Raw genomic sequence first — 18,102 nt, 5'->3', positions numbered from 1 at the left:
ACCCTGTCTTCATGCCCGGGTTGCCGCAGGATCACTCGACCGGGAACCCTCGTTCGAACGCCAAGCGAACCACTCGGTACAACAACGGCTCCTTACGCGAACCCGCCGGACCAGGCGCCGATCCGCGCAGCGACCCGGATCACCGGCCTCGCAGTCACTGTTCACCACGTGGACGAGCGTGATCCCCGGGGACGGCGCGACCGCACCCTCCAGATCATGCGCACGGACTCCGGCAGAGCCTGGCACGCCAGTGAGATCGCCAAGGAACTTGGCCTACCCAGTCACCGCGGGCTCAGCGCCGAACTCGGCCGCTGGGTCAAAGAGGGCATGCTGCTCAAGCCCGCCCCCGTCACCTACATCCTCGCACCGGAATGGTTAGCCCCTGACCAGCAGGAACCCTCACCGGAAGCGGACTTGACAGCGGCACCGGCACGCTAACTACGCGGCATTGGGGTACTTACGGGGTGCTGGCACTGCTCGTGGTTCTCCTTGCGCCTGGATCGTAACAAACCCAGACATCAGGGACTTCACGAAAGCCAGAGCAGCTCAGCTCCGTCGTCGGCGACGGCGCGCACCTCCTCGCTCAGCTCGTCCTGCAGGTCCTGGCGCTGCGCGAGTTCGTGGAAGAGCCAGGCCAGCGTGGTGGCGGCCGTCTCGGTGCCGGCCAGGAGCAGCGAGACCGCCTCGTCCCGCACCTGGGCCGGTGCCATGGCCGTTCCGGTCTCCTCGTCGCGGGTGGTCAGCAGCAGGGACAGCAGCGTGTCGTCCGGGCCCTGATGCCGGAGGGCGGCCCGGGCGACGATCTCGTCCACGACGGTGCGTAGGTCCCGGACGGCCGCGTCGAAGCGCCGGTTGACCGGTACGGGCAGCCTCTCCAGCAGCGGTGAGGGGTAGAGCGCGCGTTGGACGAATCCGGTGAGGACCACGGGCACGGCCCGGTCGATCCGGGCCTTCTGGGTGGGGCTCAGCCGGGTGGCGAACAGCGCCTCGACCACGATGTCCCGGGCGAGTTCGTGCATCCGCGGTTCGATCGGAGCCGGCTGCCCGGGCTCCCAGCGGGACACCGCCGCCGCTGCGATCCGAGCGGTCAGGGTGGCGTACCGGCGGATGCCTTCGCGCTGGAAGGCCGGCTGGACCAGCCGCCGCTGGCGGAGGTGGAACGCGCCCTCGGAGACGAACAGACCGTTGCCCAGCACACCGCGGGCCTTGTCGAAGACGAAGCCCTTCTCGGTCTTCGCGGCGTCTTCGACGAGCAGCCGGTGCACCAGCCCGGGGTCGGTGAGAACGTGAACGGGCCCGTGCCACAGGTGGATCCGCACCAGCGGGCCGTGGTCGGCCAGCGACTGGAGGAAGGGCACGGGGTGAGTCAGCAGCGGGAGTAGGTGCCCGATCAGGGGCAGGTGGCCGGGCGCGCACGGCACCGTGCCGGGCGGGTTGTGGTTCTCGCGCATCAGTGCCTCGCCGTGGGGGTCGGTACGTCGAACCGGGAGCTGCTGCGGGACCAGTCGATGTGCCCACGCAGCCACAGCCCGAGGCTCCGGGCGTACGCGGAGGCCGCGTCGCTGCCGTTCGCGTGGACGGTTCGGCTCAGCTCGACGAATGCGAGCATCTCGGCGTCGCGCATGGCGACGGCCGCCTGGCGGGCCTCGGCCAGGGTGCAGCGGTGGTGGCGGGCCAGGACCTCGACCAGATTGTGGCGGCCCTGGCCGCCCGCAGTCTCCTTGGCTTGGGAGTACAGGTCGTTGTCCCAGCTCACCAGATTCGCCGTGAGGTCCCTGAGCCTGCGCAGCGAAGGGCCGTCCGCCTCCGCGGCCGGGACTTCGTAGCCGGCCGCGATGTCGACCAGGGCGAGGCAGGTGTACGTCGCCCCGGCGTGCCGGCGCATGGCCACGTACTCGTACAGGCCCGGTACCGTGCCCGCCTCGCGGTTGGCGGCCTCCCACACCGGGCGGAGAGGTAGTCGCGGACCGTGCACTCCCATCGGAACAGTTGCGAGGGCGAGGCCGGTGTGGCGATCCGGTCCCGGAGTTCCCGCAAGGCCGTCGCGTAGATGCCGGCCGGTCCGGACAGCTCGTCGCCGGGCGGCTCGGGGTCGACCACCCGGGCGAGAAGGGCGGTCGTGCGGGCCAACGGCCCGGGGCGGTGGCCGCGTTCGCGGTCCTCGCAGTACCCGTCGTCGAAGGCGAAGAGCCACACGTACCAGTCGGACAGCAGACGCAGCATCTCGGCGGAGACCTCGGGGTTGGTCCGCGCGGCCAGGTGACCGGAGCGCTGGCGCCCGATCCGGTCGGACTGCCGGTGGCGTCCGTCCAGCAGCCGGTGGCGCGCCAGCCAGGCCAGGCTCTGCCGGTCGGCCTGTTTGGCGTAGGGGTTCGTCAGGGAGGGGAAGGGGCACCACAAGTCGTCCGGAGCGCTGTGTGGTTGCCGTCGCGGAGATCGGTCATCACTGTGCCGGCCTTCGTCTGGTTGGGAGCGCGGCTGGCTCTCGCGGCTCCGCGACGCTTGCGTGGCGTTGCCCGGCCGGCCTGCGCCAGGAGGCCGAAGCTAGTTCGGGCCGGGGCGGGATTGTGGACTGTGCGCGCATCCGTGGTTGTCTCTCGGCGCACTGCCGGTCGCCTTGCCGTTGCTGTACAGCCGCTCCCCACGCACCTGTGCCTTCGACGGTGCTGAACCTGCGGAGGGGCCCGACCGGCCGGCTGTTCCGGGAGGACGGTCAGATGGTTTGGGCCATGTGTTTGGTCGTGGCATCGGAGTCCGGTGCACGCAGGCAATGCCGGAAGAGTCGGGCCCAGGCCGGCTGACACCGGCAGCACCGTGCCACCAGGACTGGGGCGCCGAGCGACACGCCATGGCACCGCGATGAAGGATGTTTTGACGGACAGTCAGATATGTGGGGCGAGTCGTGGGCGGTGTACCGATCTGGCGCGGTGCGTCGGAGGGGGCGGGCGCGTCGAACCGCAGGATGCTCTCCCGATAGCCAACGGCGACCTGAACATCCGTAATAAGTTGATTGCTGTGCCATGGGCGATCTGCGGCATACGGTCGTGTCAGCGCGGCCATTCCGCCTCCGCGCGCACCCGCGAAGGAGTGCCACCCTGAACGCCCACGACGACGACGCTGACGGGCCCCACCGCCCCCTGCCCGGCCCCGAGCGGGAGCCCGGGCCAGTTCCGGCACCGCAGCCCTCTGCGGGCAAGCCGGCCGCCGGACCTCCGCCATCGCTCCCGCAGCCCGACCAGCCCCCGGGGCCGCCACGCGACCGCACTGCGGAAGGACAACGACCGGCCCTCCGCGCGCTGACGCGCACAGCCCACAGGACCAGGGGATCCCGCCTGCGTGCCGCGCTCGCCGAAGGCCCGCCGCCCGGGCCCGCGCGCCCGGAGTTCTGGCGCAGCCCGTTGCGCGGCCCCTGGCTCACCTCGGTGTTCGGCCTGGTGCTGCTGCTCGGGATCACGGTGATGTTCGTGACCGGGCTGCTGTCCTACGCCGCCTACAACCCCGACCTTGCCGCGGTCAACGACCAGACCCCGGACAAGGGCTGGCTCGGCTTCTACCTCTTCTCCTGGCCGACCAGCCCCAGCTGGCTCTACCGACTGAACCAGGGGATCCACGTGACCCTCGGCGTCGCGCTGATCCCGGTCCTGCTGGCCAAGCTATGGTCGGTCATCCCCAAGCTCTTCTCCTGGCCCCCGCTCCGCTCGCCCGCCCAAGCGATCGAGCGCCTGTCGCTGCTGCTCCTGGTCGGTGGCGCACTGTTCGAGTTCATCACCGGCGTTCTCAACATCCAGTTGCACTACATCTTCCCCGGTTCCTTCTACACCCTGCACTACTACGGTGCCTGGGTCTTCATCGGTGCCTTCATCGTTCACGTGGTGTTCCGCATCCCGGTCATGGTCCGGGCGCTGGGCAGCCGGCGCCTGCGCACCGAACTGCGCACCGGCGTCGCCGACATGCTGCCCGAGCCACTCGACGGCACCGGCCTGGTCTCCCCGCGTCCCGCCCCCGCGACCGTCTCCCGGCGCGGAGCCCTCGCCGTGGTCGGTGCGGGCTCCCTCACGCTGTTCGCGGTGACGGTCGGTCAGAGCATCGGCGGATGGTGGCGCAGGACGGCTCTGCTCGCCCCGCACAGCCAGGAGCCCGGCACCGGCCCGGGCGGTTTCCAGATCAACAAGACCGCCGCCGACGTCGGCATCCGCCCCGCCGACATCGGCCCCGACTGGCGGCTGACCGTCCGCGGCCCCGGCCGCGAAGCCGTTCTCACCCTGGACCAGCTGAGGGGCCTGCCGCAGACCACCGCGGCCCTGCCCATCGCCTGCGTCGAGGGGTGGTCCACTCCCGACCAGGACTGGACCGGCGTCCGGTTGACCGACCTGGCCACGCTCGTCGGCCTGACCGAAAGCCCACCGGACGTCTTCGTGGAATCCGTCGAGCGCGGCGGGTCCTTCGCCTCCACCGTCCTGCGCGACAACCAGGTCCGCGACCCGCGCTCCCTGCTGGCCCTGCGCGTCAACGGCGCCGACCTCTCGCCCGACCACGGCTACCCGGCCCGGATCATCGTTCCCGCCAACCCCGGTGTCCACAACACCAAATGGGTCACCCGCCTCACCTTCGGAGCCACCGGATGAAACGCCTCAGTGGCTTCCGCAAGCGCTACGGTGCATCCCCCCTGCACCTGCTCCTCGTTGTGAGCTCCTTCGCCCTGGCCCTGTACGCCGGGGTCCGCCTCCTCAAGGGTGATCCGCTCGGAGTCGCGATCTGGTTCGTCGGGGCCGCGCTGCTCCACGACCTGGTCCTGCTGCCGCTCTACACGCTCACCGACCGGGCCGCCCAGGCCCTGGCGGGTGCCCGTCAGGCTCCTGCGGGCGGGACGCACCGGATGCAGGCGGTCAACTACATCCGCGTCCCCGCCTTCCTCTCGCTGTTGCTGCTGGTCGTCTGGTACCCGCTCATCCTGCGTCGCGTCCCCGGCTACCACTCCGCCACCGGCCTGGACCCGGAGGTCTTCCTCGGGCGCTGGCTGCTGCTGACCGCGGCGTTCTTCGCTGTCTCGGCGCTCTGCCTGCTCGCCGCGACGGCCCGGCAGCGACGGCCGAACAGACCTCACCGCGAGTCCGCGGCGGCAGAATCTGAGTAGGCATCAGGATTGCTTGCGGGGATGCGCTCCTCGGGTGTTCAGCGTCCGACGTCCAGCCCGCAGCCCGGGCGCGCTCCGCCGGTGCACGGGCCGGGAGATTCACCTGGGAGTTGGCCAGGCGTGGACGACCGGGGGAAAGACGGGAAATCGATGACGCATTGTCACGACGGCCCGTCACCACCGGTGCTCGGCCCCCGCACGCCCACGTGGGGCCCGCCGTCTGTGAGCCGGGACCGGAGCCGGCGGGTCGCTCGTCGGCCCCGGCACGGCCCGCAGAACGGGGACGTTCGTGATTCGTAAGGCATGGTGTCCCGGTTCCGGCACGGTCCGTTCTTACAGTTGCCGGGAGGTTGTTCCCGAGAAGAGAGGTGGACCGGGATGACGATCGACCAGGACGCCCTGTCGAGCGCCGAGGTGGGCGTCATCGGCGGCTCCGGGCTCTACGAGCTGCTGGACGACGTGACCGAGGTACGGGTGGACACCCCGTACGGTGAACCGAGCGACGTGGTGTTCGTGGGGGAGGTGGCCGGCCGCCGGGTCGCGTTCCTGCCCCGGCACGGGCGCGGCCACCGGCTTCCCCCGCACCGGATCAACTACCGCGCGAACCTGTGGGCGCTGCACACGCTGGGTGTGCGGCAGGTGGTCGCGCCGTGCGCGGTGGGCGGGCTGCGACCGGAGTACGGGCCGGGCACGCTGCTGGTGCCCGACCAGTTCGTGGACCGGACCTCGGGGCGCCCGCAGACCTTCTACGACGGCCTGCCGCTGCCGGACGGCACGGTGCCGGAGGTGGTGCACGTGTCGACGGCCGACCCGTACTGCCCGGCGGGGCGGGAGGCGGCATTGGGGGCCGTCCGCGAGGCGGCCTGGGAGCCGGTCGACGGCGGCACGCTGGTGGTGATCGAGGGCCCACGCTTCTCCACCCGCGCCGAGTCCCGCTGGTTCACCGCCAACGGCTGGTCAGTGGTCGGCATGACGGGACACCCGGAGGCCGTCCTCGCCCGTGAACTCGGGCTCTGTTACACCTCACTGGCCCTGGTCACGGATCTCGACGCCGGGGTGGAGAGCGGTGCGGGCGTCACCCACGGCGAGGTGCTGAAGGAGTTCGCCCGCAACGTCGATCGGCTGCGCACCGTGCTGTTCAAGGCGGTGGAACGGCTGCCGCTGGTGCGCGAGTGCCCCTGCCCGCACGCCTTGGACGGTCTCACGACCGGTCTTCCCGGGGTGCCCGGCGTCTGACGGCCCGCCCCCGGCGAGGGAACGACGGGGGAGCGGGCAGCGGCGGCGGGCGGGGCGCCGGGGTAGGCGGGATCGGATTCCACCCGTCCGTCGAAGCCCCCCGGCACGTCCCTCCGTCGCTTCGACGTGCTTACGGAAGCCGAACGGCGGCCTCGCCGCCGGGGCTGTGAGGCTTCACCAGTGGGAGGGTGGGTAGGGTGATCGACCGTACCGTTCCGTCCTGCGCTCTCGCTCTCGGGGCCCTGGCCACCGTTCTGACGCTGACCGTCACCGACGACGGTTCCGTGCCGCTTCCTGTCTGGTACGTCCTCGACGCAGCCCTCTTCGCGGTCGCGGTGCTGCTGTTGCGCAGGGTGCCCGGGCGGCAGGTCGCGCCGCTGGTCCTGGCCGGCAGCGCAGCCATCGCCGCCGTCGGGCTGCTGGCCCCGCCGCGCACCAGCGACGACGCCTACCGCTACGTCTGGGATGGCCGGGTCCAGGCGGCCGGGATCTCGCCCTACGCCCACACCCCGGACGATCCGGCACTCGCCCGGTTGCGTGACCTGGGGCTCTTCCCGGTGGGTGACGGCTGCACGGGCTGGGACGAGCGGCGCACCACGGTCGGGGACTGCACCCGGATCAACCGGCCGGCCGTGCACACCATCTACCCGCCGGTGGCGCAGGTCTGGTTCGTCGTGGTGCACCTGTTCGGCGGCGGGGTCCGCGGGGTGCAGGTCGGCGGTGCGGTGCTGGCGGTGGCGACGACCGCCCTGCTGCTGAGGGTGGGGCGGGAGCAGTGGCGGGCCGCGCTGTGGGGGTGGTTCCCCGGCGTGGCCGTGTGGGCGGTCAACGATGCGCACGTGGACACGCTCGGAGCCCTGCTGACGGTCGCCGGGCTCGGCTGCGCGGCGCGCGGGAGGGCCGTGCGAGGGGGGCTCCTCCTGGGCGGCGCGGTCGCGACCAAGCTGCTACCGGCCCTCGTCCTCCCCGGCGCGCTCTCGGGCCTGCCGGCCCGGCGCCCTTCTCGGAAGGACGTCCTGCTGGTCGGATCCGCGTTCGGCGCTTTCGCCCTGTCCTACCTCCCGTACGTCGTGGCCTCGGGCACCTCGGTCCTGGGCTACCTGCCGGGCTACCTGAAGGAGGAGGGCTACGAACAGGGGCACATCGACCGGTTCGGACTGCTGAGGCTGGTGCTGTCCGACCGCCTCGCACCGTGGGCGGCGGCGCTCATCCTGGCGGTCGTGGTGGTCAGGGTCCTCCGCCGGGGCGACCGGTGCCGGCCGTGGGCCAGCGCGCTCCTGGTGACGGGCACGGCGCTGCTGCTGGTTGGGCCCTCCTACCCGTGGTACGGGCTCCTGGTGGTCGCGCTGGTAGCTCTCGACGGCCGCTGGGAGTGGCTGGCCGTCCCGGCCGCCGGGCAGGCGCTCTACCTGGCGACGGGCCAGGTGGCGCAGCAGCTCGCCTACGGGACGGCCCTGTGCGTGGTCCTCCTGGTCCCGCTGCTGCGTCAGCGCCGTGCGGGGCGGGCGGCCGTGGTGGCGGGGGCCGAGAACTGACGGACTTCTGACGGAATGGCCGCCGACCCTGGCGGGTCCGCGGCCATTCCTGGTCGAATCGCGAGTGCGGGTGAACAGGGCGAAGAGCGTAGGGGGGACGCCGGTCGGCCGACGGGTGGCGCTGCGGCCGCCCGGAATCGGCGCCGTCGGCATGGCGGACGGTCTCAGCGGGCGGGCGCGGCGCACCTGTGCAGGGCGAGGAAGCGCCGGCCGTGGGAGGTCCACCGTTCCGCCTCGACGAGCCCGGCGCCGCAGGCCCGTCGTACGGCGGCCTTGGCACCAAGGCGCGCCCAGGCGAAGGGTGGGCCGAGCCGCCCGTCCGGGCCCTCGACCCGGACGGTGACGCGCTCGTCGACCTCGCGCGGCTCGACCTCCACCAGCAGCAGCCCGTCCGGCGCGATCAGTTCGGCAGCACGCCGCAGCAGGGCCTCCGGGTTCCCGCCGATGCCGAGGTTGCCGTCCGCCAGCAGGGCCGCACCCCAGCGGCCCTCGGCGGGAAGCCGGTCGAACACCGACCGGCACAGGGCCGCGCCGCCGAGGCCCAGGGTACGGGCGACGGCCGCCGGTGTGACATCGACGCCGAGCGCCGGGACGCCCACGGCGAGGAGCGCAGCGACCAGTCGACCGGGCCCGCAGCCGAGGTCCACGACCGGCGCGGACAGGTGGAAACAGCGCATCAGCAGGCTGTGGTCGCCGCCGGCGGCGGGTGCGCACCAGCGCTCGATGTCGAGCGGGATCCGGCGGCCGTCGTCGTCGCGCAGCCACAGCGGACCGCGTCCGGTGCGGACGGCGTCGGCGAACGGGTCGTCAATCCACGCCGTCGAGGTGCCGGTCAACCCGCCACCTCGGGAGCTGCCCGGAGCGAGCGCAGGCCGGCGGCGAACCGGCTCCGCGGCGCCTGGGAGGCGACCAGCCGGGCGTCCTCGATGGTGTCCACATCGGTGGCTTCGGGCAGGGTGTGCACCGTCAGGCCAGCCGTCCCGAGCCGGTCCAGGAGCATCTGCCCCGTGTCCGGGGTCGACATCGGCACCCCCAGGAGGAGCCGGCGGGCGAGGTCCTCGGTCGGCCGGGCCAGACCGAGAGCCCAGAACCCGCCGTCGGACGCGGGCCCGTACCAGGCGTCCGCCCCGGCCCGGCCCACCGGTGAGAGCGGCTCGGCCAGGGTGGCCGCGCTCAGCTGCGGAGTGTCCATGCCGACCAGCAGCGCGGGCGCCTCCGGGGCCAGCCGGGCCGCGTGGGCGAAGGCCGCCGCCAGCCGCGCGTCCAGTCCGCCGCCGCTTTGTGGAAGCACCTGCCACCCCGGCGGCAGCCAGCGGCCCGGTTCGCCGTCCAGGACCAGCAGGCGCCGCCCGGCCGGCACGGTGGCCAGGGTGTGCAGCGTGTCGGAGAGCGCGGCCTCGGCCAGCGCAGCCGCCTGCTGGGGCGTGCACGCCGGGATGAGCCGGGTCTTCACCCGGCCCGGCACAGGCGACTTGGCGATGACCAGCAGGGTGGGCGGCGGGGCGGCCAACACGGCCCGCATGTCCCGGATCGCCTGCCGGGTGCCGCGCACCGTGCCGGTGACCTTCGACCGGCCCGCGCGCGGCCGGTAGTCGACGGACGTCTCGATGATCCGCATCCCGGCGGCCGAGGCGGCGAGCACCATCTCCAGCGGGTATCCGGAGCGGCGGTCGCCCAGGCCCAGCGCCAGCAGGCGTTCCCGTCGGGCGGCCCGCATCGGGCCCAGGTCGTGCAGCGGGGCGCCGGTGCGCGCCCGCAGCCGGCGGGCCAGCACGGTGTTGGCGAGCCGTGCGTGCACGGGCCAGGCGCTCACGCTCACCGGCCGGCGGCGGCCGAGGACCAGATCCGCCGTGCCGTCGGTCACCGGAGCCGTGACCCGGGGCAGTTGGGCGGGGTCGAGCGAGCCGTCGCAGTCCAGGAAACAGACCAGGTCGGCGGTGGCGGCGAGGAGCCCGGCGTGACAGGCGGCGCCGAATCCGCGCCGGAACTCCTCGACCACGGTCGCTCCGAGCGATCGGGCGAGTTCGGCCGAGCCGTCCCGCGAACCGTTGTCCACGACGATCGCCCGCCAGCCGGGTGGGATGCGCCCGAGCACCCAGGGCAGCGCCTCGGCCTCGTCGAGGCAGGGCAGGACGACGTCGACACCGGACGAACGAGGGGTAACGGAGGTCACGTCGGCCACGCTAAGGGCGTGTCGGCCCAGGATGGTGGTGCCGCAGCCTTACGGAAGCCGAACGTCGCGCCGACGGCCCACCGGGGCACCATCGGGGGCCCGCGCCGGTGCACGGACCGGTCCCAGGATCTTACGGAGGTCGAACGGGGGACGGCGGCAGCGTCCGCACCGGTGCGGGGCGCCTATCCTCGGTGGCGTGAACGCGCCCTCCGCCATCGCCGGACCGTCGGCCGCCGGCCGCGTCCTGGTGATCGACGACGATCCGACCGTGGCCGAGGTCGTCGCCGTCTACCTCACCCGAGCCGGCCACCACGTTGACCACGCCTCCGACGGCCCGCAGGGGCTCGCCCTCGCACGCGCCCACCACCCCGACCTCGTGGTCCTGGACCTGATGCTGCCGGACATCGACGGTCTGGAGGTGCTGCGGCGGCTGCGCGGCCAGGACACCGGCGCGGTGCTGCCGGTCGTGATGCTCACTGCCAGGGGCGACGAGGCCGACCGCATCCTCGGCCTGGAACTGGGCGCCGACGACTACGTCACCAAGCCGTTCAGCCCACGCGAACTCGTCCTGCGGGTCCAGTCGGTGCTGCGGCGCTCGCGCGTGGGGTCACCGGCGACCGGCGCCCCGGCCGGGCGCATCCGCTCCGGGGACATCACCCTCGACGGGCCGGCCCGTCGCGCTCGCCGTTCCGGGAGAGAACTTTCCCTGACAGCAAGGGAGTTCGACCTGCTGGCCTTCCTCCTGCGGCACCCCGAAACGGTGTTCTCGCGCCAGGAGCTGATGGCCCGTGTCTGGGGCTGGGACTTCGGCGACCTCTCCACCGTCACCGTCCACGTGCGGCGCCTGCGCGAGAAGATCGAGGACGATCCCGCCGCTCCCCGGATGATCAACACTGTGTGGGGCGTGGGTTACCGCTACGATCCGATGCCCGGTGCCGGGGAGGGCCGCGCGTGAAGGACCTACTGCTGATCGCTCTATTCGCCGCCCTCGGTGCCGGCGGAGCGGGCCTGCTCGGCTGGTCGGCCATCCGGCTCCTGCGGAGACGCTCGATGGCGCTCTCACTGTTCTGCGTCGCCGTCGTCACCGTGCTCGCGGTCATCTCCGGCACCTTCGCCGTCGCTCAGGCCATGTTCCTCTCCGCCCACGACCTCGGTGTCGTGATAACGGTGCTCGCCATGGCCGCCGTCGTGTCCCTGGGCACCGCCGCGCTGCTGGGCCGACAGGTGGTCGCCGGCAGCCGGGCCCTGACGGTGGCCGCCCGGACCGTCGGCAGTGACACCGGCTTCACCGCGCCCCTCCACCCGCTGGGCCGCGAACTGGCCCAGCTCAGCGAGGAACTCTCCATCACCAGCGCCCGGCTCGCCGAATCCCGGGCCCGCGAACAGTCCCTCGAACAGTCCCGGCGGGAGCTGGTCGCCTGGATCTCCCACGACCTGCGCACCCCTCTGGCCGGGCTGCGCGCCATGGCCGAGGCGCTGGAGGACGGCGTCGCCGAGGAGCCCGACCGCTACCTCCAGCGGATTCGCACCGAAGTCGAGCGGCTCACCGGAATGGTGGACGACCTCTTCGAACTCTCCCGCATCCAGGCCGGCACCCTCTCCCTCTCGCTCTCCCGGGTCTCCGTCTACGACCTGGTCGACGACGCGCTGGCCGGTGCCCACGCGTTGGCCCGTCAGCGCGGCGTCCGGCTCGAAGGCCGGCAGGTGGAGCCCGAACCGGTCGAGGTCGACAGCCGCGAGATCACCCGGGTACTGGGCAATCTTCTGGTCAACGCGATCCGCTCGACCCCCCAGGACGGCGTGGTCGCGGTCTCCGCGCGGCGGGAGGCGGACGAGGTGGTGCTCTCGGTGACCGACGGCTGCGGAGGCATCCCCGTCCAGGACCTGAACCGGGTCTTCGAGACCGGCTGGCGTGGAACCACGGCCCGCACGCCCAGACCGGCCGATTCCGGCGAGCGGTCCTACAGGCCTGAGGTCGGCAGCAGCGGGGCCGGCTTGGGCCTCGCCATCGTTCGCGGCATCGTCGAGGCCCACGCCGGGCGTGCCCGCGTCCACAACGTGGCGGGCGGCTGCTGCTTCGAGATCGCCCTGCCGTCCGCCCGGAGCTGACCTCAGACCCGCAGCGGTGCGGCGGCGAACTCCGCCATGCCCCGGTCGAACGGGACACGCGGCAGCCAGTTCAGCTCGGCGCGCAGCCGGTTCGAGTCGGCGGTGACGTGCCGCACGTCGCCGAGCCGGTACTCGCCCGTCACCGTCGGTGGCGGGCCACCGTAGGCCGCGGCCAGCGCGGCCGCCATCTCACCGACGGTGCGCACCTCGCCGCTGCCCACGTTGTACGCCCGGACGCTGCCCGGCGGCCGGTCACCCACGGCCGTCAGCGCCGCGAGATTGGCGGCGGCGACGTCTTCGACGTGGACGAAGTCCCGGCGCTGGCCGCCGTCCTCGAAGACCCGGGGTGCCTCGCCCCGGGCGAGGGCCGACCGGAAGAGCGATGCCACCCCCGCATACGGGGTGTCGCGCGGCATCCCGGGGCCGTACACGTTGTGGTAGCGCAGCGTCAGTAGGCTGCCGTCGCAGGCACGTGCCCAGGCAGCGGAGAGGTGTTCCTGCGCGAGCTTGGTCACCGCGTAGACGCTGCGGGGGTCGGCGGGGGCGCTCTCCGCGACCACGCCTGGCCGCAGGGGATCGCCGCAGACCGGGCAGGGCGGCTCGAACCGTCCGGCGTCCAGATCGGCGGGCCGCCTCGGCCCCGGTGCCACCTCGCCGTGCTTCGCACAGTGGTAGCGCCCTTCCCCGTAGACCACCATGGATCCGGCCAGGACCAGCCGTCGGACACCGGTCCGCGCCATCGCGGCCAGTATCACCGCCGTGCCGAGGTCGTTGCAGCCGACGTACTGCGGTGCGTCCTGGAGGTCCAGTCCCTGGCCGACCATAGCCGCCTGGTGACAGACCGCGTCCACCCCGGCGAGTGCCTCCTCGACGGTCGCCGCATCCCGGACGTCCCCGCGCCGGAAGTCGACACCCGTAGGCAGCACGGGTGCCCTCTCGGTTGGATGGACCGCGGGCAGCAGGGCGTCCAGGACGCGCACTTGATGCCCGGCGGCGACCAGGGCACGTACCACGGACGCGCCGATGAAGCCGGTCCCGCCGGTGACCAGGATTCTCATGTCGCCGACGCTAGCGTCCGATCGGACCTGCGGCCCGTTGACACGGGGCGGTGTCACAGATCGGTAAGAGGCGAGTGTCGCCCCGCGGCGGTGGCCGCAGCGCAGCCGAATGGCTGCCGGCTCGCTGACACGACGGCCGCCGTCCAGGGTCACCCTCACCCCCTCGGCCACCGAGTTGCCGTCTCGCGTCGCTCAAGCCACTCGAGGTACCAGGTGCGGAAGGTGTGGCGGTTTCCCCTTGCGTCGACGTACGGCTCGAAGGGCGGGTTGACCGCACAGGCCCGGTCGCGGAGTTCCCTGCTGTGCGGGCCGACGACGATGAGCCAGCCGGTCATCACGCATCCGTTGGCGCTGATGTGGATCGCACCCCGGCCGCGTTCCAGATGCCAGGCCTCGTCGCCGGCGTCACCGAAGGCCTTGCGGTAGTCGTCCAGGTAGTCGTCGTCTTCGTCCCGGGTGGTGGGTTCGTACCCGGCGGCGCGAAGGGTCGCCGTCTGCCGGTCGGCCCAGTCCTCCGTCTCGACGAACGGCCCGCTGGAGTCCAGCAGCCAGGGACGGTCCTCGTCGTCGTCCCAGACCCATCCCCATGTCCCGTCGATCCGGCGCAGCGAGGTGAGCTGGAGTGCCGGTCCGGGGCCGCCGGCCCCGACCGTTCGAGGCCACGGGCCCGACAGTCGGCCTCCTCCACCGCGACGACGCGTTCCCGGACTGCCGACCAGTCCACTTGCGTGTTCATACCTCTCCCATCGGCGTCGAGCAGGGACACGAGCGCCTGCCGCCGACACCGGATCTCAAGCTGGGCTCTGTTCGGGCTTCTCGCCTCTGCCGTGGCAGACGGGCTCGACGTTCGCCGAGGCGTCCTCCTCGTATCCGTGGAAGTCGGTTGCGGTCGGAGGCGACACGGTTACCGGCCGCTCCGGCCGCCGTTGACCCGAGGCAGGTCTCGGCACGTCAGCGCGCCGCATCCCCGGTCATCCCGGTCACGACGTACGTCTCCCCCTTCCCGGGCGGCCGCGTCCATGAGCGGGTGGTGAACGTGTGCAGCCGTCCGTTCGTGATCGCGTAGCGGGGCAGTCGGACACCGAACTCGCCGGTCACGGCCTCCAGGAGCGACCGTTCCGCCATGGGGCCCTCCTCACGGGAGCCGAAGAACCGGTCCGGGTCCAGTGCCCGTGGTATCTCCCCGGTCCGGTGTATCTCTCCGTCCGCGTATGTGAAGGCGTACTGCTCGGCACCGTCCTGCGCTACGGAAAGGTGGAAGAACGGTTCCCCGTGCCGGGTCGTCAGGCCGCTCCACACGACCACCGCGCGGGTGCCCGCGCTGGCAGCCGCGGCCGGGGAGACGAACCGCTGCAGGTCGAAGTGCGCAGGGTTGCCGTCGAAGGCGAAGCTCCAACGGGTGCCGGCCCGGCCGATTGCCGTGAGGGCTCTGTCGTCGTATGACGAAAAGACCATCTGTGCACGGAACGACCGGTGGCGCGCTTCGTCGGACGTCATGGGATCGTCCAGCGCTGCCTCGTTCCCGTCCGCGAGGCGTTCGGGCAGGTCCTCCGGGTTCACCCCTTCGACCAGGACGAACCGGTAGCACGTGAGGTTGTCGTGGGGGTCCCGGTCCGCGAGCCACGCCAGGTTGTCCGGGTCGAGGCCGGCCGCCGGGCTCGGCGCCTCACCTGTCTGCCCGGCCCTCGGGGTGGACAGCAGTTCGCGGCCTCGTTCCGGGGTCAGCAGGGGGCCGAGCAGGGGATCGGCCACCCAACCCAGCGGCGCCAGGTGGTCGGGTCCCAGGGGCTGCCAAGCCGGCAGAGCGTCTGTCAGCGTCCGCCACGCCCCGTCGGTGTCGCCCCACCGCGCCAGCTCCCGCGCCTGTTCGACCGCTTCCCCGAACGGTCCGGCCGCCGTGTACCGGTACGTGCCGTTGCGAACCTGCTCCAGCATCGCGTAGGCCAGCGACACCACGTCGTCACCCGCTCCCCGCAGGTGGAACATCAGCGTGGAGTCGTCCCAGTACGAGTGCGCCGCGTGCTCGGCGACCAGCGCCGGCAGCAGCTCGGGCGCGTACCGCGGGTCGGTCGCCACGTCCTCGAAGTACACCATGGAGGTCCGTCCGAGCAGGCGGCGTATCTGGTCACCCAACCCGGCGGCCCGCGGTCTGCCGTACTGCCTCGCCTCGTCCAGCGCGTGCTCGGCCCGTTCCCAGTTCCCGCGCAGCGCCTCCAGCCGGGCCTGCTCCACCAGGGCGTCCAGCTCTCGCGTCGTGTCGTTGGCGAACTCTGGCTGCCCGTCGGCCGGGCGTGCCCGCAGGCTGTGGAACTCCTGGTGCATGCTCCGCATGAACTCGGCGAAGTTCGCGTACCGCTCGGGTGGCGCGGCCCGCCAGCCGGCCCACGTGTACACGGCCCACTCGCCGTCGTCACCCACGTCCTCGGGATCCAGGAGGACGTAGGTGGCGTCGGACTCGACGTCGAGCTGGAGCCCGCGCCGCCAGATGTCCGCATCCCGCCGTTCGGCGGGTCCGGCGTCGTCGTCCAGATACTCCTCGAACATGTCCGCCAGTCCGGACTCGTTGTCGTGCCAGCGCGCGTCCGTCGTCCCCGCCAGCAGCCGGATGAACCCGCCGGCGTGCTGCCACCCGTCGCTGGCCTTGAGGAATTCCCGGTACGACGGGGGCATCCGTCGTCCGAGGCGATCCTCCATGGCGGCGATCCGCTCCTCGGACGCGGGCGGGAACCCCAACCACCGAACCAGCCGGGCGGCTTCGTCCGCCGTGCTCGGCGTCCCGTCGCCGGGCAGGGAATCCGACCACTCCCCGCTCCATCCGACCAGGAACGGCTGCCAGTCGAACGGTGTCGTATTCGTCATGCGCCCGATGCTGCCATCCGCCGCTGACAGTGCGCTTCGATGCCTGGCGGCATCGGGCGGCTACTGACACGTCTCGTGGCCAACCCGATGACGTCCTCGCGCCCGACGACACGTGTCAGCCGGATCCGCGGGGTTCTGTCAGTGCCTGGTCGATGAGGACCGGCTGCGTCGGGCCGGGACTGTCCTGGACGGGCAGAGGATCGGTGGCGAGGTCGTTAACCAGGCCTTCGGCGGTACGCCGGCCGGGCCGGTCTGCAGCGGTGCCGTGAACGGCGCGCCGAGCGGCGTCCCGGCGGGCACGTCGACGACGGTGCCGCTGCCGTGGCGACGGATGTCCTCGGCCCTGCCGTGTGCGGGCTCATGCGTGTTGAGGCGTGAGCGAACGAGGCATAACCTGGGAAGGCCGGGAGTTGGTGGCCGTGGGCAGTCCCGGCACCGGCGGCCGCCGTCGTTCGCCTGTTGGGGGCGCGACCCATGCGGAATCACTCGGCGCGGGCCCTGGCCGTCTGTTCGTCAGGGCGCGGCAGACTCGATCTCTTCCTCGGCGCCCGCGACGGCGCCGTGCGGCATATGGTGTTCGACGTCACCAGGAGTGGCGAGCGCACCTGGCGTGAGTTCGGGCAGCCCTGGTCCTTGCCGGGGGCGTCGGATTTCGGCTGGTTGGCCGCAACGGCGTTCGAGGGTGGACCGGTTGAGGTCGTTGCGCTCGGCCCGGACGGCGAGCTGCGGCGTGCGCGCGTCCCCGACAGCGGGCCCGGCGAGCCAGAGTGGGTGTCACTCAGGGTGCTCGGCGTGGGTTCCGGGGCGGGTTCCGGGGTGGGCGGGTTCGCAGCCGTCGCGACGCGGCCGGGCGAGCTGCACGTCTTCTGCCCGATGGGCCCTCAGGCCCGGGATCTCGGGTACTGGCACCCGCGCAGGGGGCTGAATTCGCTCTCCACGGGTCCACCGGCCGGTCCCTCGGACGCGGTGGCCGTCGCCCCGGGCCGGGTCGAGGTCTTCACCGCCGGCTCCCGGTAACGGCCGCGTGCTGGTGCTCGGCGGGCACGTCTTCGGCGGGAACGAGTACGGGCAGGAGTGCGTCCGGCTCGCCCGGCTCGCCGGGACCGACCTGCTGGGGATCGACCTCCGCCGCGACGGCGGGGACCGGGCGGTCTTCGCGGGAGCGGACCCGATGCCCGACCTCCGCCTCGGCGGCGACGCGTTCCTCGACACCCTGCACGACCACCTGACGACGTCGGCGGGCTCCCGATGATCATCGTCTGCGGCATTGCGAGCGAGTCGCCGATCGCCAGGGTCACCGCCGCACTCGACGACCTCGGCCTGCCGTACACCGTCCTCCACCAACGACGCTTCGCCGACCTGCCGTTCGAGATCGACGTCACCAGCACCGGGATCCACGGACAGCTCGGCGTGAACGGCGCAACCGTCGACTGCGCCGACGTGACCGGCATCTACGCGCGACTGATGGACTGGCACCACCTGCCCGAATTGCGCGACGCGGGCGAGGCCGTCGAGCAGCGCTGCCAGTCCTGGCACACGGCCCTCAGCATGTGGATCGACCTCGCCCCCGGGTGCGTGATGAACCGGGCGGCCGCGATGGCCTCGAACCTCTCCAAGCCCTACCAGGCGCAGCTCATCCAGAACGCCGGGTTCCGCGTGCCGGAGACCCTCGTCACCAACGACCCCGAGCTCGTCCACGGGTTCCGGGCGCGCCACGGCGAACCGGTCTACCCTTGATCTTGGCCTTCACCTCCGGCGTTCACGCCGGAGGTGAAGGCCATCCTTGTCCCGGAGGCGCGGAGCGCCGGAGCTTTCTGAGCCTTGGGGTGGTCACGCGGTCGGACGCTGCTGGTTCTCGATGTACTGACGGACAACGGTGAGTGGCGCGCCACCGCACGATCCGGCGAAGTAGGAGCCGGACCAGAAGCGGCCGCCCCACAGGTAGCGGCGGACGTGGCTGTCGTACTCCTGTCGCAGACGCCGGGAGCTGACGCCTTT

18 protein-coding genes and 2 pseudogenes are annotated in these 18,102 nt (G+C 72.3%); 10 read left to right on the top strand and 10 right to left on the bottom strand.

Features of this window, described 5'->3' with window-relative positions; all coding sequences use genetic code 11:
* Positions 1-168: 168 nt before the first annotated feature.
* Positions 169-438 (top strand): hypothetical protein, encoded by a 270-nt coding sequence (locus tag AB0O11_RS37225; RefSeq protein WP_363396366.1) that lies wholly within the window; start codon positions 169-171, stop codon positions 436-438.
* Positions 439-527: 89 nt separating this feature from the next.
* On the opposite strand, the gene AB0O11_RS37220 is transcribed toward AB0O11_RS37225, so the two are convergent.
* From AB0O11_RS37220 to AB0O11_RS37210, 3 genes and pseudogenes are all read right to left on the bottom strand, one after another.
* Positions 528-1,451, bottom strand: a complete 924-nt coding sequence (locus AB0O11_RS37220; RefSeq protein WP_363396363.1) for a cytochrome P450 — start codon at positions 1,449-1,451, stop codon at positions 528-530.
* Complete coding sequence (locus AB0O11_RS37215) at positions 1,451-1,945, bottom strand: hypothetical protein (protein ID WP_363396360.1); 495 nt, start codon at positions 1,943-1,945, stop codon at positions 1,451-1,453. The genes AB0O11_RS37220 and AB0O11_RS37215 overlap by 1 nt, the downstream gene beginning before the upstream one ends.
* A gap of 14 nt (positions 1,946-1,959) precedes the next feature.
* Positions 1,960-2,223 (bottom strand): annotated as a pseudogene (locus AB0O11_RS37210) (terpene synthase family protein); the annotation flags it as partial.
* A 1,109-nt stretch (positions 2,224-3,332) separates the two neighbouring features.
* Between AB0O11_RS37210 and AB0O11_RS37205 the strand changes: the two are divergent.
* The 4 genes from AB0O11_RS37205 (at position 3,333) to AB0O11_RS37190 (ending at position 7,905) form a co-directional block, all read left to right on the top strand.
* Entirely contained in the window at positions 3,333-4,625 is a 1,293-nt protein-coding gene (locus AB0O11_RS37205) for a molybdopterin-dependent oxidoreductase (RefSeq protein ID WP_363396375.1), read from the top strand.
* Entirely contained in the window at positions 4,622-5,134 is a 513-nt protein-coding gene (locus AB0O11_RS37200) for a hypothetical protein (RefSeq protein ID WP_363396357.1), read from the top strand. The genes AB0O11_RS37205 and AB0O11_RS37200 overlap by 4 nt, the downstream gene beginning before the upstream one ends.
* Positions 5,135-5,512: 378 nt before the next feature.
* Complete coding sequence (locus tag AB0O11_RS37195; RefSeq protein WP_363396354.1) at positions 5,513-6,370, top strand: S-methyl-5'-thioadenosine phosphorylase; 858 nt, start codon at positions 5,513-5,515, stop codon at positions 6,368-6,370.
* Between the two features lie 197 nt (positions 6,371-6,567).
* Positions 6,568-7,905: a glycosyltransferase 87 family protein gene (locus AB0O11_RS37190; protein WP_363396351.1), complete on the top strand. Its 1,338-nt coding sequence runs from the start codon at positions 6,568-6,570 to the stop codon at positions 7,903-7,905.
* Positions 7,906-8,069: 164 nt separating this feature from the next.
* On the opposite strand, the gene AB0O11_RS37185 is transcribed toward AB0O11_RS37190, so the two are convergent.
* From AB0O11_RS37185 to AB0O11_RS37175, 3 genes and pseudogenes are all read right to left on the bottom strand, one after another.
* Positions 8,070-8,741, bottom strand: coding sequence for a methyltransferase domain-containing protein (locus AB0O11_RS37185; RefSeq protein ID WP_363396348.1), 672 nt, complete (start codon positions 8,739-8,741; stop codon positions 8,070-8,072).
* Positions 8,738-9,427 (bottom strand): DUF2064 domain-containing protein, encoded by a 690-nt coding sequence (locus AB0O11_RS37180; protein ID WP_363396372.1) that lies wholly within the window; start codon positions 9,425-9,427, stop codon positions 8,738-8,740. The genes AB0O11_RS37185 and AB0O11_RS37180 overlap by 4 nt, the downstream gene beginning before the upstream one ends.
* Positions 9,401-10,087: pseudogene (locus AB0O11_RS37175) on the bottom strand (glycosyltransferase family 2 protein); the annotation flags it as partial. The pseudogene AB0O11_RS37175 and the gene AB0O11_RS37180, both read right to left, overlap by 27 nt.
* 187 nt (positions 10,088-10,274) lie before the next feature.
* On the opposite strand from AB0O11_RS37175, the gene AB0O11_RS37170 reads away from it, so the two are divergent.
* Positions 10,275-11,033 carry a response regulator transcription factor gene (locus AB0O11_RS37170; protein WP_363396345.1) on the top strand — a complete coding sequence of 253 codons (759 nt, stop codon included), beginning with the start codon at positions 10,275-10,277 and terminating at the stop codon, positions 11,031-11,033.
* On the top strand, positions 11,030-12,187 hold the full coding sequence (locus tag AB0O11_RS37165) for a HAMP domain-containing sensor histidine kinase (protein WP_363396342.1): 1,158 nt from the start codon (positions 11,030-11,032) through the stop codon (positions 12,185-12,187). Before AB0O11_RS37170 ends, AB0O11_RS37165 begins: the two co-directional genes overlap by 4 nt.
* A gap of 2 nt (positions 12,188-12,189) precedes the next feature.
* Here the strand turns inward: AB0O11_RS37165 and AB0O11_RS37160 are convergent, their stop codons facing one another.
* The 3 genes from AB0O11_RS37160 to AB0O11_RS37150 all read right to left on the bottom strand — a co-directional run bounded on the left by AB0O11_RS37160 (position 12,190) and on the right by AB0O11_RS37150 (position 16,104).
* Positions 12,190-13,245 (bottom strand): NAD-dependent epimerase/dehydratase family protein, encoded by a 1,056-nt coding sequence (locus tag AB0O11_RS37160; RefSeq protein WP_363396339.1) that lies wholly within the window; start codon positions 13,243-13,245, stop codon positions 12,190-12,192.
* A gap of 155 nt (positions 13,246-13,400) precedes the next feature.
* Positions 13,401-14,030 (bottom strand): hypothetical protein, encoded by a 630-nt coding sequence (locus AB0O11_RS37155; RefSeq protein ID WP_363396336.1) that lies wholly within the window; start codon positions 14,028-14,030, stop codon positions 13,401-13,403.
* Between the two features lie 166 nt (positions 14,031-14,196).
* Positions 14,197-16,104, bottom strand: coding sequence for an SMI1/KNR4 family protein (locus tag AB0O11_RS37150; RefSeq protein WP_363396333.1), 1,908 nt, complete (start codon positions 16,102-16,104; stop codon positions 14,197-14,199).
* A gap of 570 nt (positions 16,105-16,674) precedes the next feature.
* Here AB0O11_RS37150 and AB0O11_RS37145 point away from each other — a divergent pair.
* Genes AB0O11_RS37145 through AB0O11_RS37135 form a run of 3 tightly spaced genes read left to right on the top strand, consistent with a single transcriptional unit; the run spans position 16,675 to position 17,841 of the window.
* Entirely contained in the window at positions 16,675-17,121 is a 447-nt protein-coding gene (locus tag AB0O11_RS37145) for a hypothetical protein (protein ID WP_363396330.1), read from the top strand.
* A 7-nt stretch (positions 17,122-17,128) separates the two neighbouring features.
* The gene (locus AB0O11_RS37140) at positions 17,129-17,356 is read left to right on the top strand and encodes a hypothetical protein (protein ID WP_363396327.1); all 228 of its coding nucleotides are present in this window, start codon (positions 17,129-17,131) and stop codon (positions 17,354-17,356) included.
* Positions 17,353-17,841, top strand: a complete 489-nt coding sequence (locus tag AB0O11_RS37135) for a hypothetical protein (protein WP_363396324.1) — start codon at positions 17,353-17,355, stop codon at positions 17,839-17,841. Before AB0O11_RS37140 ends, AB0O11_RS37135 begins: the two co-directional genes overlap by 4 nt.
* A gap of 93 nt (positions 17,842-17,934) precedes the next feature.
* Here the strand turns inward: AB0O11_RS37135 and AB0O11_RS37130 are convergent.
* A partial coding sequence (locus AB0O11_RS37130; RefSeq protein WP_363396369.1) for a transposase occupies positions 17,935-18,102 on the bottom strand: 168 nt, incomplete at its 5' end.

The organism is Kitasatospora sp. NPDC093102 (genome assembly GCF_040683915.1).
Taxonomy (GTDB): Bacteria; Actinomycetota; Actinomycetes; order Streptomycetales; family Streptomycetaceae; genus Kitasatospora.
Note: the sequence above shows the minus strand (reverse complement) of the source record. Positions and strands in the feature narration are given on the sequence as shown.

Excerpts from the sequence above, each read along its gene's own strand:
- AB0O11_RS37220 (WP_363396363.1), bottom strand. The coding sequence starts at position 1,451 with ATGCGCGAGAACCACAACCCGCCCGGCACGGTGCCGTGCGCGCCCGGC.
- AB0O11_RS37200 (WP_363396357.1), top strand. The coding sequence starts at position 4,622 with ATGAAACGCCTCAGTGGCTTCCGCAAGCGCTACGGTGCATCCCCCCTG.
- AB0O11_RS37195 (WP_363396354.1), top strand. The coding sequence starts at position 5,513 with ATGACGATCGACCAGGACGCCCTGTCGAGCGCCGAGGTGGGCGTCATC.
- AB0O11_RS37180 (WP_363396372.1), bottom strand. The coding sequence starts at position 9,427 with ATGCGGGCCGTGTTGGCCGCCCCGCCGCCCACCCTGCTGGTCATCGCC.
- AB0O11_RS37160 (WP_363396339.1), bottom strand. The coding sequence starts at position 13,245 with ATGAGAATCCTGGTCACCGGCGGGACCGGCTTCATCGGCGCGTCCGTG.
- AB0O11_RS37150 (WP_363396333.1), bottom strand. The coding sequence starts at position 16,104 with ATGACGAATACGACACCGTTCGACTGGCAGCCGTTCCTGGTCGGATGG.
- AB0O11_RS37145 (WP_363396330.1), top strand. The coding sequence starts at position 16,675 with ATGGTGTTCGACGTCACCAGGAGTGGCGAGCGCACCTGGCGTGAGTTC.
- AB0O11_RS37135 (WP_363396324.1), top strand. The coding sequence starts at position 17,353 with ATGATCATCGTCTGCGGCATTGCGAGCGAGTCGCCGATCGCCAGGGTC.